The following is a 13703-nucleotide window of genomic DNA, read 5'->3' on the forward strand; positions in this document are numbered from 1 at the left end:
ATTCGGCGCGGTCAGATTCGGCGCGGTCAGGTCTCGTCGAGGTCCTTGGTCAGGCGGGTGATCCCCGCGATCCGGTACGCGTCCGCCTCCTCCAGCGTCTCGCGTTCCAGCAGGGCCTGGGCCAGCGCGTCCAGCTGGTCCCGGTGGTCGCGGAGTTTGCGGCGCGCCTCCTCGTAGCACTCGTCGACGATCCGGCGCATTTCGTGGTCGATCGCGTCGAGGGTTCCCGGCGCGGCGGCCAGGCCGTAGGCCTGCTGTGCGTCGTTCGGGAGGGCGGAGAGGCGGCCGACCTCGTGGCTCATGCCCCAGCGGGACACCATTCCGCGCGCGATGTTGGTGACCTGTTCCAGGTCGCTCTCCGAACCGGTGGTGATCACGTCGTAGACCTCCTGCTCGGCGGCCATTCCACCGAGCGCGCCGATGATCCGGCCGCGCAGGTACTCCTCGGTGTACGCGTACTTGTCGGCGTCCGGCGTCGACAGCGTGACGCCGAGGGCGCGGCCGCGCGGCACGATGGTGATCTTGCGGACCGGGTCGGCGCCGGGCTGGAGCATGCCGAGCAGGGCGTGCCCGCTCTCGTGGTAGGCGGTCCTGCGCCGCTCCTCCTCGGGCATCACCAGCGGCCGTTCGGCGCCGAGCTGGACCTTCTCCAGGGCCTCCGAGAGGTCGGACTGGGTGACCTTCTCCTGCTTGCGCTTGACGGCGAGCAGGGCGGCCTCGTTGGCGAGGTTGGCCAGTTCCGCACCGGTCATGCCCGGGGTCGTACGGGCGACCTGGGCGAGGTCGACGCCCGGGGCGAGCGGAATCTCGCGGGTGTGGATCTCCAGGATGGCCTCGCGGCCGGTGCGGTCCGGGGGCGAGACCTGGACCACCCGGTCGAAGCGGCCGGGGCGGGTGAGCGCGGGGTCGAGGATGTCGGCGCGGTTGGTGGCCGCGATGACGATGACGCCCTCGGACCCGGAGAAGCCGTCCATCTCGGTGAGGATCTGGTTGAGCGTCTGCTCGCGCTCGTCGTGCCCGCCCATGGAGGCGCCGCCGCCGCGGGCCCGGCCGATGGTGTCGATCTCGTCGATGAAGATGATCGACGGCGCGACCTTGCGGGCCTCCGCGAACAGCTCGCGCACGCGTGAGGCGCCGACACCGACGATCATCTCGATGAACTCGGAGGCGGAGGCCGAGAAGAACGGCACCCCCGCCTCGCCTGCGACGGCCCGCGCGAGCAGGGTCTTGCCGGTGCCGGGCGGGCCGGCCAGCAGCACACCGCGCGGCATCTTGGCGCCCATCCGGCGATAGGCGTCGGGGTTCTTCAGGAAGTCGACGACGTCGTTGAGTTCGCCCTCGACCTCGTCGATGCCGGCCACGTCATCGAAGGTGGTCCGCTGCTGTCCGGGCTCCAGTTCGACCGGCTTGGGCGGTGCCTTGCGGCCCAGCATGCCGCCCGGGCCGCCGAGGCCCGCGCTCATCCGGCGGGCGATGAAGACCCACACCGCGACCAGGATGATGATCGGCGCCAGCGAGATCAGCAGGTTGGCGAGGAAGCTGCGGTGCTGGACCACCGGCGCGGCGGTGACCGTGACGTTGTGCTTGGTCAGGTTCGCCCACAGGCCGTCGTCGGCGAAGGAGGGCCGCTCGGTGTTGAACTTGGTGTAGTTCCCGCCGCCCTCGGGGTTCTTCTGCTCCTTCTTGAGCTGCCCCTGGATCGAGTCGCCCTTGGCGTAGATCTTGTCGACGTTGCCGGCGTCGACCTGTTTGCTGAACTCGGTGTACGAGATCGTCGGCTCGTTGGCCTGGTCGAAGTAGGACAGCACCAGGTTGGCGAGCAGGTAGACCACCAGAGCGGTCATGATCAGCCGCCACCAGCCGCCGCGCATCTTCCGACCGCCGGGCCGCTGCTGCGGCTCCTCGGGGGCGCCCTCGGTACGCCAGGGCTGGTCGGGCGACTTGCGCGGGGGCGCGGGGTTGGTCATATGCGGAAGGTACGACACCGACCAACCCCTGGCACGCGCACCGGCGAACTCAGCCCATGAACTTCTTGAACTCGTCCGGCAGCTCGAAGTCCTGGCTGCCCTGCTGCGGCACCCCGAAGGCGTTCCCGCCCTGGGCGGCCGCCTCGCGGCGCTGGGCCTCCTCCAGCTCCTGCTGCTTGCGCTTCATCGGGTTGCCGGAGCGCTGCTTGCCCTTGGCCTGCTTCGGCTGCTTCTTGGTACGGCCGGGGCCGCCGCCCATGCCCGGGATCCCCGGCATGCCCGGCATACCGCCGCCCTGGGCCATGCGGGACATCATCTTGCGGGCCTCGAAGAACCGCTCGACGAGCCCCTTGACCGCGCTGACCTCGACACCGGAGCCCTTGGCGATACGGGCGCGGCGCGAGCCGTTGATGATGTTCGGGTCCTGGCGCTCGCCCGGGGTCATCGACTTGATGATCGCGGCAGTGCGGTCGACATCCCGCTCGTCCAGGTTGTTGATCTGGTCCTTGATCTGGCCCATGCCGGGCAGCATGCCGAGCAGCTTGGAGATGCTGCCCATCTTCCTGACCTGCTCCATCTGGGCCAGGAAGTCGTCCAGGGTGAAGTCCTGGCCCTTCTTGGACGCCAGCTTGGAGGCCATCTTCTCGGCCTCTTCCTGGCTGAACGTCTTCTCCGCCTGCTCGATCAGGGTGAGCAGGTCACCCATGTCGAGGATGCGGGAAGCCATCCGGTCCGGGTGGAAGGCGTCGAAGTCGTCGAGCTTCTCGCCGTTCGAGGCGAACATGATCGGCTTGCCGGTGACCTGGCGGATGGAGAGCGCGGCACCACCGCGGGCGTCACCGTCGAGCTTGGAGAGGACGACACCGTCGAAGCCGACGCCGTCGCGGAAGGCCTCGGCGGTGGTGACGGCGTCCTGGCCGATCATGGCGTCGACGACGAAGAGGATCTCGTCGGGGCTGACCGCGTCCCGGATGTCGGCGGCCTGCTGCATCAGTTCCTGGTCGATGCCGAGACGGCCGGCGGTGTCCACGATCACGATGTCGTGGACCTTCTGCTTGGCGAACTCCATGGAGTCCCTGGCGACCTTGACCGGGTCGCCGACGCCGTTGCCCGGCTCGGGCGCGTAGACGGCGACCCCCGCACGCTCGGCGACGACGCTGAGCTGGTTGACGGCGTTGGGGCGCTGGAGGTCGGCGGCGACCAGGAGCGGGGAGTGGCCCTGCCCCTTGAGCCAGTGGCCGAGCTTGCCCGCGAGGGTGGTCTTACCGGCACCCTGGAGACCGGCGAGCATGATCACGGTGGGCGGCTGCTTGGCGAAGCGCAGCCGCCGGGTCTCGCCGCCGAGGATGGTGACCAGCTCGTCGTTGACGATCTTCAGGACCTGCTGGGCCGGGTTCAGGGCCTTGGAGACCTCGGAGCCGAGCGCCCGCTCCTTGACGTTCTTGATGAACGTGCGGACGACCGGGAGGGCCACGTCGGCTTCGAGCAGCGCGATGCGGATGTCCCGCGCCGTGGCGTCGATGTCCGCTTCGCTCAGACGCCCTTTGCCGCGCAGATTCTTGAAGGTCGCTGAAAGGCGATCGGAGAGAGTGTCGAACACGGCGGCGTCGGTCCTCGGAGTCGGGGGCAGTGAGCGTCTTCCAGGGTATCCGGCCGCGCAAGGAAGTGGTCCCCGCCTTGCACAACCGTGCGGTCAGGCCCTCAGCATCTCCTCCAGCTTGCGCGCCACGGAGCTCGCCTCCTCCGCGGGCAGCGGCGCGTGGTCGGTGCCGGTCACGTAGAAGGCGTCGACGGCGTTGGACCCGAGCGTACTGACATGCGCGCTGCGCACCCGTACCTCGGCGTCTTCCAGCGCCCGCCCGATCCGGAACAGCAGGCCGGGTGCGTCCTGGGCCCGCACCTCGATCACCGTGGCGTGCCGGGAGGCCGCCGAGGCGACCGTCACGCGCGGCGGCGGGGCCACCCAGCCCCGGCGCCTCGGGTAGGCCGCGTCCCGCTCGGCGAGGCGCCCGGCGATGTCCAGGGAGCCGTCCAGGGCACGGACCAGGTCCGCACGGAGACGGGCCGCCTGGGGCAGGGAGCCGTACTCGGCGGCGACCCGCCAGTCCAGGAGCAGGACGGCGCCGTCGTCGACGTCGTCGGGGAGCCGGAGGGAGCGCAGCTCGGCGGTGCGGACGGCGAGGCGGTGCATGGCCAGGACGCCGGCGACGGCCGGGAGGACGCCCGGCTGGTCCGGTACGGCGATGAGCAGTTCCACGCCGAGCGGCTCGGGGTCGCCGGACGGCTCGTCCTCCGTCGCCGACGGTTCGGTCTGGGCCCGCAGCGACAGCACCGGGCTGCCGGTGCGGAACGCCTCGATCGCCAGCCGCTCCTGCTCGGCCGTGGGCGCGCCCGGCTCGGGCTCGTCGGCGGTGTCCCCGGCGAGGACCGCCGAGACCCGCTTGACCAGGTCGGCGACGAGCGAGCCGCGCCAGGACGACCAGGCGGCCGGGCCGGTGGCCAGCGCGTCGGCCTCGGTGAGGGCGTGCAGCAGCTCCAGGGTGCCCTGGCTGCCGACCGCCTCGGCGACCAGGCGGACCGTGGCCGGGTCCTCCAGGTCGCGCCGGGTGGCGGTCTCGATGAGCAGCAGGTGGTGCCGTACGAGCGTGGACAGGACCGCCACCTCCGTGCGGTCGAAGCCGATCCTGGCCGCCACGTCCTTGGCGATGATCTCGCCGGCCACCGAGTGGTCGCCGGGCCAGCCCTTGCCGATGTCGTGCAGCAGCGCGGCGACCAGGAGCAGGTCGGGGCGGTGCACGCGGCGGGCGAACTCGGAGGCGCGGACGGCGGTCTCGATGAGGTGCCGGTCGACGGTCCAGATGTGCACGGCATTGCGCTGCGGACGGCAGCGGACCCGCTCCCAGTCGGGAAGGAGCCGGGTGATCAGGCCCTCCGCCTCCAGCGCCTCCCAGACCTCGACGGTGGGGCGGCCGGAGCCAAGGAGCGTGACCAGCTGCTCGCGCGCCTCGGCGGGCCAGGGCGTGGGCAGGGGGCGCGCGGTGGCGGCCATGCGCCGTACGGCGTGCAGGGAGAGCGGGAGGCCGGACTGCGCGGCGGCGGCCGCGGCGCGCAACGGGAGCACGGGGTCGCGTTCGGGGCGTGCGGCGCGGGCGAGCACCACCTCGCCGTCCTGTTCCACCACCCCTTCGGCGAGCGGGGAGCGCTCGGCGACCGGCTTGCCGCCGCCCAGCATGGCGCGCAGCCGCGGCCGCACGGCGCGCGAACGCAGTACGCGCCCCACCTCACGCCAGGTGACATCACTGGCGTACGAAATGACCCGCGCGGACTCGTAGACCTGGCGCAGGAGCGTGTCGGCGTCGAGGAGGTCCAGTTCGGCGGCGACCTGGTCCTGCTCCTGGAGCGCGAGGCGGTCGGTGGCGCGCCCCGTCGTGAGGTGCAGGGCGTCGCGGACGTCGAGCAGGCGCCGGCGGGCGTCGGCGAGGCCCTCGCGCGGGGCGTCGGCCAGCCAGGAGGCGGCGACGGCGCGCAGCGCGGTGGCGTCCCGGAGCCCGCCGCGGGCCTCCTTCAGGTCCGGCTCCAGGAGGTACTGCAGCTCGCCCTGGCGTTCGGCGCGCTCGACGCAGAGCTCCTGGAGTTCGGGGAGGCGTTTGGGCGCCTGGTTGCGCCAGTCGGCGAGGATCGCGGTGCGCAGTCCGGAGGTCAGGCCCAGGTCGCCGGCGATGTGGCGGGCGTCGAGCAGGCCCAGCTGGACCTTGAGGTCCTCGCCGGCGGTCTTGCGGGCCTCGGCGGGGGTGCGCACGGAGTGGTCGAGGGCCAGGCCCAGGTCCCAGACGGGGTACCAGAGCCGGTCGGCGACGGCGGCGACCGCGCCGGAGTCGCCGCCGTCGTGCAGGAGCAGGAGGTCCAGGTCGCTGCGCGGGGACAGTTCGCCGCGGCCGTAGCCGCCGACGGCGACCAGGGAGACGCCGCCCTTGATGCCCTCGGTGGCCGCCGCGAACAGGCCGGTCAGCCATTCGTCCGTGAGTTCGGCGAGGGCGGTACGGCGCGACGGCCCGGACCGCGCCCCCTCGGTGAGGAGGCGCAGCCGGGCCGCCGCGTAGCCGCTGGGTCCCGTGTTCTCTGCGTCGTTCCGAACTTCCGTACCCGTCACCCAGCGACTCCTGCCTGTATTCAGATGGTTCTGTTCTACAGTGCGTCCGGTCCGCGTTCGCCCGTGCGGACCCGTACGGCGGTCTCGACCGGGAGGGACCAGACCTTGCCGTCACCGATCTTGCCGGTGCGGGCGGCCTTGACGATGATGTCGATCAGCTGTTCGGCGTCCTCGTCCTCGGCCAGCACCTCGATGCGGATCTTGGGCACCAGGTCGACCGTGTACTCGGCACCACGGTAGACCTCGGTGTGGCCGCGCTGCCGACCGTAGCCGCTGGCCTCGGTGACCGTGAGACCGTGGACGCCGAAGGCCTGCAGGGCCTCCTTGATCTCGTCGAGCCGGTGGGGCTTCACGACAGCGGTGATGAGCTTCATGCGTCCACCTTCTTGCTCGTGCCGGCCAGGGCCGCGGCGGAGACGGTGCCGAGGACACCGCCGCCCGCACCGCTGAAGTCGTATGCAGTCTCGGCGTGCTCGGCCTGGTCGATGCCGGAGACCTCTTCGTCCTCGGAGACCCGCATACCGATGGTCTTGTCGAGGAGGAAGGCGAGGACCGCGGAGGCGACCAGGGAGTAGGCGAGGACCGCACCGACACCGGCGAACTGCTTCCACAGCTGGGTGAAGGAGTGGTCGCCGTAGAAGACGCCGGTCGCGGCGGACTGGCCCTTGCCGGTGGCGAAGAAGCCGATGAGCAGGGAGCCGATGATGCCGCCGACCATGTGGACGCCGACGACGTCCAGGGAGTCGTCGTAGCCGAACTTGAACTTCAGTCCGACGGCCGCGGCGCAGGCGACACCGGCGATGACGCCGACGGCGATCGCGCCGAGCGGGGAGACCGCACCACCGGACGGGGTGATCGCGACCAGACCGGCGACCGCGCCGGAGGCGGCGCCCAGCGTGGTGAACGCGCCGTGCCGGATCTTCTCGTAGGCGAGCCAGGCCAGCATGGCGGCGGCGGTGGCGACCTGCGTGTTGACGAACATCAGCGCGCCGACGCCGTCATCGTTGCCGAGCCAGGAGCCGGCGTTGAAGCCGAACCAGCCGAACCACAGCAGACCGGCGCCGAGCATGACCAGCGGGAGGCTGTGCGGGCGCATCGGGTCCTTCTTGAACCCGACCCGCTTGCCGATGACCAGGATCACGCCGAGCGCGCCGGCACCGGCGTTGATGTGCACCGCGGTACCACCGGCGAAGTCGATCACACCGAGCTTGTAGGCCCAGCCGTCGGCACCCCACACCCAGTGGGCGACCGGGACGTAGACGACCGTGAGCCACAGGGCGACGAAGAGCGCCCAGGCCGAGAACTTGACGCGGTCGGCGATGGCACCGCTTATCAGCGCCGGTGTGATGACCGCGAACATCATCTGGAAGACCATGAAGACGAAGATCGGGATCGTGTAGCCGTCCCAGAGCTCCGTCAGGCCGACGTTGCTCATGCCCAGCCAGTCGGAGTTGAAGCCGATGAAGCCGTTGCTGGAGCCGAAGGCCAGGGAGAAGCCGTAGAGCACCCACAGGATGGTGACGATCCCGATGCTGACGAAGCTCATCATCAGCATGTTCAGGGTGCTCTTGACGCGGACCATGCCTCCGTAGAAGAAGGCGAGGCCCGGCGTCATGAGCAGCACCAGGGCGGAACAGATGAGCATGAAGCCTGTGTTCGCGGAGGACAGCTTGGGTGCCTCCGCGGCAAGCATGATGGCTGGTGCCATCGGCGTCTCCTCGTCGATTGGTACGGCCCTGTGTGCGGGCGATGCCTGAGAGCGGTCCGGTTCAAGCGGGGGGTGGGCCGGTTATGCGCCATGAGATTGGCGCAGCGCCGTTTCGGTCGTTGCCCCTCGTTGTTTCGCCGGAGTGACGAAGACGCCCTGCGTGTTACGCGTCGATGAACTGCGAGATACCGGGCTGCGGGATCGTTATCGTGGCGCAACCTTCTCCCGGACGGAGAGAACCGGCCGCGGCGGCCTTCCGATGACCTGGCGTGGGGGAGCCGAGTCGGGCAGTTCGGGAGGGCCGGCCGCGGCCGGGGTCCGTGGTGTGCCGGGGTTCAGACCGCCTCGGCGGTCTCCGGCAGATCGACGGCGAGCTGTTCGGTGAGGTCGACGACCACGGCGAGATCACCGTGGTCGCGGACGGCGGAGTCCACCGTCTTTCGGATACGAGTGTTCACGCGCTCGGAGCGCACCTTCTTGGCGATGCCCATGGCCTCGGAGGCGAGAACCGTGCTCTGCTCGGGCTCGCCCCGCAGCAGGTGCACGGTGGCCATGCCGATGAGGTTCAGTGCGTACGACCGCTGGTGCTCGCTGTCCTTGGCGAAAAGCTCCACGGCCCGCTGCATCAGGGGCTCCGCCAGCGAGGCGTAGGTGGGGCTGCGGCCGGCGACATAGGCGAGGTCGCGGAAGGAGTGGCTGTTCTCGCCGTAGAGCTCGGCCTCGGAGAAGAAGCGGATCCAGTCGGGGTCCGGCTCGTCCCACTCGTCGGCCTCGGCGAAGGTGTCCTCGGCCATCCGGACCGCCCGCTTGCACTTGCCGGGCTGGCCCATGTTGGCGTAGGCGCGGGCCTCCATCGCATACAGCATCGACTGGGTGCGCGGGCTCGCGCAGTCCCGGCTGCCGTACTGGGCGAGGTGGATCAGCTCCAGGGCGTCGTCGGGCCGGCCGAGGTGGATCATCTGGCGGCTCATGCTGGAGAGGACGTACGAGCCCAGCGGCTTGTCACCGGCCTCCTTGGCCGCGTGCAGGGCGAGCACGAAGTACTTCTGGGCGGTGGGCTGGAGCCCGACGTCGTAGGACATCCAGCCGGCCAGCTCCGCCAGCTCGGCGGCGACCTGGAAGAGCTTGCGGGTGGTGGTCTCGGGCTGGGGCTCCTGGAGGAGGTCGGTGACCTCGTGCAGCTGGCCGACGACCGCCTTGCGGCGCAGGCCGCCGCCGCACTGGGCGTCCCACTGGCGGAACATCACCGTGGTGGACTCCAGCAGCTCCAGCTCGGGCTTGGAGAGGCGGCCTGGGCGGCGGGAGTCGGCCGCCGGCTCGGGGGGCTGCTGCGGGGCGGTGGGCGAGGGGACGAGCCAGCGCTGCATGGGCTCGATGAGGGACGGGCCCGCCGACAGGATCAGCGACGTTCCGAGGAAGCCGCGCCGCGCCAGCATCAGGTCGCTGCGCGAGAACTCGCTGAGCAGGGCCACCGTCTGCGGGCCCGTCCAGGGCAGGTCGACGCCGGTCGCCGAGGGTGACTGGCGGGCGGCCCGCAGACCGAGGTCCTCGACCGAGACGACACAGCCGAAGCGCTCGGAGAACAGCTCGGAGAGGATCCGCGGGATCGGCTCGCGCGGGTTCTCCCCGTCGAGCCAGCGGCGCACCCTCGACGTGTCGGTCGAGATGTGGTTGGCCCCCAACTGGCGTGCCCTGCGGTTCACTTGCCGCGCCAGCTCGCCCTTGGACCAGCCGCTGCGCACGAACCACGAGTTGAGCAGCTCATTGGGGCGCTTGTCCGTACTGGCCGCGGTCGTCCCGCTTCCGCCGTTGCCGCCCACTGGAACGCCCCCATCCCTGAGACCACTTGTTGCCGGATGCGCCAAGCCCTATCAGAATGCCGGTAAATACGGCCGCCCGTCCGCTAGTTCTCACCCTTCGAACGGGATACCGAGTTGCCTCCGGCATACCCACGAGTGCATGTGCCCCCAGGCCTCGTGCACTCAAAGTAATCCTACGATCACTGCTCCAGCCATGGCGATCCCGGAAACGCCACCATTCGCCACCCCTTCGAATGAACTCGCGACACCCTTGGCGCGATTCACTTGACATAGGACGGCCGGGAGTAGGCGGAGCGATGCACTCGGGGGCGCGCAGCCCCAGGTGCACCACCGGCAGCGCTTCCAGGCGCTGCCTTGACCTTGCGGCCGTCAGGGAAGGCGGAGCCGTAGCGTCACGTTCCGTTTCGGTCTCGTTCCGTGTCGTAACCACCGGCGCGCCGGACCCGTTGGAGGGGGCATGGGCTTCACGATCGGCGGCATTCGCGAGATCCGCTCCGGCACGCGCCGGCGCGGTCGTTCATCGGATTGCACCGCCGTCGCCGAGTTCACCGGCCTGTGGGGCTGGGACGTGGTCCCGGGCGCCCGGGCCGCGGCCGGCGCGTGCTCGTGCGGGCACGCCGACTGTCCCGCGCCGGGAGCGCATCCGCTGGACTTCGCGCCCCAGGTGTCCGCGGGGGCCACGCTCGACGAGGTCACCAAGGCCTGGGGCGAGTTCCCGGGCGCGGCGGTGATGCTGCCGGCCGGCCGCGCGTTCGACGTGGTCGAGGTCGCCGAGGCCGCCGGGCGCCGGGCCCTGGTTCGCCTGGAGCGGATGGGTCTGCCGCTCGGCCCGGTCATCGCCACCCCGGAGGGCCGCGCCCACTTCCTCGTCGCCCCCGGCGTCGCCGCCGAACTTCCCGGACTGCTCTACCGCATGGGCTGGGACGACCCGACCTCCCTGGACCTGCGCGGCCTCGGCCCGGGTGCGTACATCACCGCGCCGCCGTCCGACCGGGGCGGCCTGGGCCCGGTGCGCTGGCTGCGGCCACCGGCCCTGGACTCGGCGACGAAGCCGCCGGCGGCGAGGCTGCTGCTGGGGACACTGGCGTACGTGGCGCACCGGTCACGGGCGTAGCCGCAGGGGCCGGTACGCCGAAGCGCCCGTCCCCGACTGCACGGTAGGGATCGGGCGCTTCTCACGAAGGTTCACGAGGGCTCGAAGGTTCACGGGGGCTCTCGCCGCAGCGGCGGGTAAATTCACCCTCCCGGGGTCAGTCACCGATAAGGGCATCCACGAACGCCTCCGGCTCGAACGGTGCCAGGTCGTCCGCGCCCTCGCCGAGGCCGATGAGCTTCACGGGGACGCCCAGTTCGCGCTGGACCGCGATCACGATGCCGCCCTTGGCGGTGCCGTCCAGCTTGGTGAGCACGATGCCGGTGATGTCGACGACCTCGGCGAACACCCGGGCCTGGACCAGGCCGTTCTGGCCGGTGGTGGCGTCCAGGACGAGCAGCACCTCGTCCAGCGGGGCGTGCTTCTCGACGACCCGCTTGACCTTGCCGAGCTCGTCCATGAGCCCGGTCTTGGTATGAAGACGCCCGGCGGTGTCGATCAGTACGACATCCACCCCCATCTCCTTGCCCTCCTTCACCGCGTCGAACGCGACGGAGGCGGGGTCGCCGCCCTCCGGCCCGCGCACGGTGTAGGCACCCACCCGCTCGCCCCAGGTCTGGAGCTGGTCGGCGGCGGCGGCCCGGAAGGTGTCGGCGGCGCCGAGGACGACCGTACGGCCGTCGGCGACGAGCACGCGCGCGAGCTTGCCGGTGGTGGTGGTCTTGCCGGTGCCGTTCACGCCGACGACCATCACGATGCCGGGCTTGCGGTCGGCGGGCTCGGTCTTCACCGCGCGGTCGGCCTCCGTACCGACCAGCTTGAGCAGCTCCTCGCGCAGCAGCCCGCGCAGCTCCTCGGGGGTGCGGGTGCCGAGCACCTTGACGCGCTCGCGCAGCTGTTCGACCAATTCGGTGGTGGGCTGCACACCGACGTCGGCGGTGAGCAGGGTGTCCTCGATCTCCTCCCAGGTGTCGTCGTCGAGGTGCTCGCGCGAGAGCAGCGTGAGCAGCCCCTTGCCGAGGGCGTTCTGGGAGCGGGAGAGCCGGGCACGCAACCGGACCAGGCGGCCGGCCGTGGGCTCGGGGATCTCGATCTCGGGAGCCGGGGGCTCTTCCAGGACGACGGGAGCCGAGCCGTCGGGAAGGTCGACCTCCTCTATCGTCCGGCGCGGTTCGTCGCGCGGCGTCTCGGCCTCGTCGCCGACGTGCGGCTCGGCCGGGGGCGCGGTGATGTCGGGCGCGGCGGGCGGCGGCGGGGGCAGCGACTTCTTGCGCCGGCTGCCGATGACGAGCCCGCCGATCGCGCCGAGCACGACCACGGCGATGACTACAGCAAGGATGACGGTTTCCATAACGCGTCCAGTATCCATCCCTCCCCCGGGCACGACTTTGCTCCCTCGCGAGGGAGTTTCCGGACGATCCCTCGAACCGAGATGTCACCTTTGGGTTGATTCGTCAGACTAAAGTACGATGGCTGCTCGTGAGCACCCCCGCCCACCACGATGGCGCCCTCGAACATCTGGAAGAGTCACTGGAGCAGCACGGCCTCGAAACCCGGGGCATCGAACCGGTCCCCGACTCCGAGCGCACCGGGACACCCCGTGGACTGCTCCCCACCTGGATCGCCGCCAACATCACCGTCCTGCTGCTCACCGTGGGTGCGAGTCTGACGGTCTCGTTCGGACTGAACTTCTGGCAGGCGCTGGTGGTCGGCACCGTCGCGCCGATCGTGTCGTACGGCCTGGTGGGGCTGGTCGGCATCGCGGGCAAACGGGGTGGCGCACCGGGCATGGCCCTGTCCCGCGCGGTCTTCGGGCAGCGCGGCAATCTGCTGCCCGGCGCGCTGATCTGGGTGGCGCGCTGGGGCTGGGAGACGATCAACGCGGTGACCGGCGCCTATGCGCTGCTGACGGTCCTGGACATCCTCTTCGGGATCAGGAGCAACACAGCCCTGATCATCGTCACCCTCCTGCTCTTCGTGATCACCACGTTCGCGATCTCGGGCATGGGCATCAAGGCGGTGCAGCGCTGCAACCGGTGGGCGACCTGGCTGTTCGGCGCCTTCACCCTGCTGGTCCTCGGCCGTCTGATCGTGGAGACGGACTGGGACCGGGTGTTCGGACAGGCCGCCGGCCCCACGGCCGCGATGGTGACCGGGGTCGGACTGATCGCGGCGGGCGGGATGAGCTGGGCTCCGGCCTCGCCGGACTTCACGCGGTATCTGCCGGGTACGGCGTCCTCGGCGGCGATCGTACGCAACACGGTCGGCGGCGCCGTGCTCGTCGTCCTCCCCATGGTCCTGATGGGTGCGGTGGTGGCGACCGGCACGCCGGATCTCGCCAAGGCCGCCGACCCGGTCTCCTTCCTCGGCGAGATCCTCCCGCTGTGGCTCGCCGTCCCCTATCTGCTGATCGCGCTGATCGGGATGGTGCTGATCAACGCGATGTCGATGTACTCGGCGGGCTTCACCGCGCAGACGCTCGGCTTCCGGATCCCCCGCCCCTGGGCGGTCTCCGTCAACGCGGTGATCTCACTGGTCCTCGGCGGGGTGCTGATGCTGGCGGCGACCTCGTTCATGAGCTCGTTCATCGCCTTCCTGTCGCTGCTGGCGGTGGCGTTCTCGGCATGGGTGGGCGTGTTCGGGACCGACATGCTCCGGCGGCGGGAGTACGACGCCACCGCGCTCCTCGACACCACCCGCACCGGCGCCTACTGGTACCGGGCGGGCTTCTCCCCCGCCGCCGTCACGGCCTGGGCGCTCGGCCTGCTGGCCGGGTCCCTGTTCACCAGGTCCGACTGGTTCACCGGCCCGTTCGCCGCGAACAACCCCGTGGGCCGGTACGGGCTGGGCTGGATCGCGACGATCGTCGTCTCGGGTCTGCTGTACGCGGTGCTGCCGAAGCCGGCGGTGGTGCCGGCCGCGGCCGGGGAGCGCGCGACTCTGGCTGTCTGACGCACCGTCAGCT

Annotated in this window: 9 protein-coding genes; 2 read left to right on the forward strand and 7 right to left on the reverse strand. The window is 70.8% G+C overall.

The features are described 5' to 3' along the window. Positions 1-26 precede the first annotated feature (26 nt). The 6 genes from ftsH to ACFWXC_RS36700 all read right to left on the reverse strand — a co-directional run bounded on the left by ftsH (position 27) and on the right by ACFWXC_RS36700 (position 9645). The gene (gene ftsH / locus ACFWXC_RS36675; protein WP_384485660.1) at positions 27-1967 is read right to left on the reverse strand and encodes an ATP-dependent zinc metalloprotease FtsH; all 1941 of its coding nucleotides are present in this window, start codon (positions 1965-1967) and stop codon (positions 27-29) included. Positions 1968-2016: 49 nt separating this feature from the next. Next, positions 2017-3567: a signal recognition particle protein gene (ffh, locus tag ACFWXC_RS36680; protein WP_384485662.1), complete on the reverse strand. Its 1551-nt coding sequence runs from the start codon at positions 3565-3567 to the stop codon at positions 2017-2019. 93 nt (positions 3568-3660) lie between these two features. Then, on the reverse strand, positions 3661-6117 hold the full coding sequence (locus ACFWXC_RS36685) for a [protein-PII] uridylyltransferase (RefSeq protein WP_384485664.1): 2457 nt from the start codon (positions 6115-6117) through the stop codon (positions 3661-3663). A 35-nt stretch (positions 6118-6152) separates the two neighbouring features. Continuing rightward, complete coding sequence (locus ACFWXC_RS36690; protein WP_384485666.1) at positions 6153-6491, reverse strand: P-II family nitrogen regulator; 339 nt, start codon at positions 6489-6491, stop codon at positions 6153-6155. Continuing rightward, the gene (locus ACFWXC_RS36695) at positions 6488-7825 is read right to left on the reverse strand and encodes an ammonium transporter (RefSeq protein ID WP_384485668.1); all 1338 of its coding nucleotides are present in this window, start codon (positions 7823-7825) and stop codon (positions 6488-6490) included. Before ACFWXC_RS36695 ends, ACFWXC_RS36690 begins: the two co-directional genes overlap by 4 nt. Before the next feature lie 335 nt (positions 7826-8160). Then, the gene (locus tag ACFWXC_RS36700) at positions 8161-9645 is read right to left on the reverse strand and encodes a hypothetical protein (RefSeq protein ID WP_384485670.1); all 1485 of its coding nucleotides are present in this window, start codon (positions 9643-9645) and stop codon (positions 8161-8163) included. Between the two features lie 457 nt (positions 9646-10102). Between ACFWXC_RS36700 and ACFWXC_RS36705 the strand changes: the two genes are divergently transcribed. Continuing rightward, positions 10103-10759, forward strand: a complete 657-nt coding sequence (locus ACFWXC_RS36705) for a bifunctional DNA primase/polymerase (RefSeq protein WP_384485672.1) — start codon at positions 10103-10105, stop codon at positions 10757-10759. Positions 10760-10895: 136 nt separating this feature from the next. Here ACFWXC_RS36705 and ftsY read toward each other — a convergent pair whose 3' ends face one another. Next, entirely contained in the window at positions 10896-12089 is a 1194-nt protein-coding gene (gene ftsY / locus ACFWXC_RS36710) for a signal recognition particle-docking protein FtsY (RefSeq protein WP_384485674.1), read from the reverse strand. 128 nt (positions 12090-12217) lie between these two features. Here ftsY and ACFWXC_RS36715 point away from each other — a divergent pair, with 128 nt between their 5' ends. Further along, entirely contained in the window at positions 12218-13690 is a 1473-nt protein-coding gene (locus ACFWXC_RS36715) for a purine-cytosine permease family protein (protein ID WP_384485676.1), read from the forward strand. Positions 13691-13703 lie beyond the last annotated feature (13 nt).

This window comes from Streptomyces sp. NPDC058683 (genome assembly GCF_042716195.1).
Classification (GTDB): Bacteria; Actinomycetota; Actinomycetes; order Streptomycetales; family Streptomycetaceae; genus Streptomyces.

What these genes read in the sequence shown, in the direction of transcription:
- ftsH (WP_384485660.1), bottom strand. Translation starts at nt 1,967, where the DNA reads ATGACCAACCCCGCGCCCCCGCGCAAGTCGCCCGACCAGCCCTGGCGT.
- ACFWXC_RS36690 (WP_384485666.1), bottom strand. Translation starts at nt 6,491, where the DNA reads ATGAAGCTCATCACCGCTGTCGTGAAGCCCCACCGGCTCGACGAGATC.
- ACFWXC_RS36695 (WP_384485668.1), bottom strand. Translation starts at nt 7,825, where the DNA reads ATGGCACCAGCCATCATGCTTGCCGCGGAGGCACCCAAGCTGTCCTCC.
- ACFWXC_RS36705 (WP_384485672.1), top strand. Translation starts at nt 10,103, where the DNA reads ATGGGCTTCACGATCGGCGGCATTCGCGAGATCCGCTCCGGCACGCGC.
- ftsY (WP_384485674.1), bottom strand. Translation starts at nt 12,089, where the DNA reads ATGGAAACCGTCATCCTTGCTGTAGTCATCGCCGTGGTCGTGCTCGGC.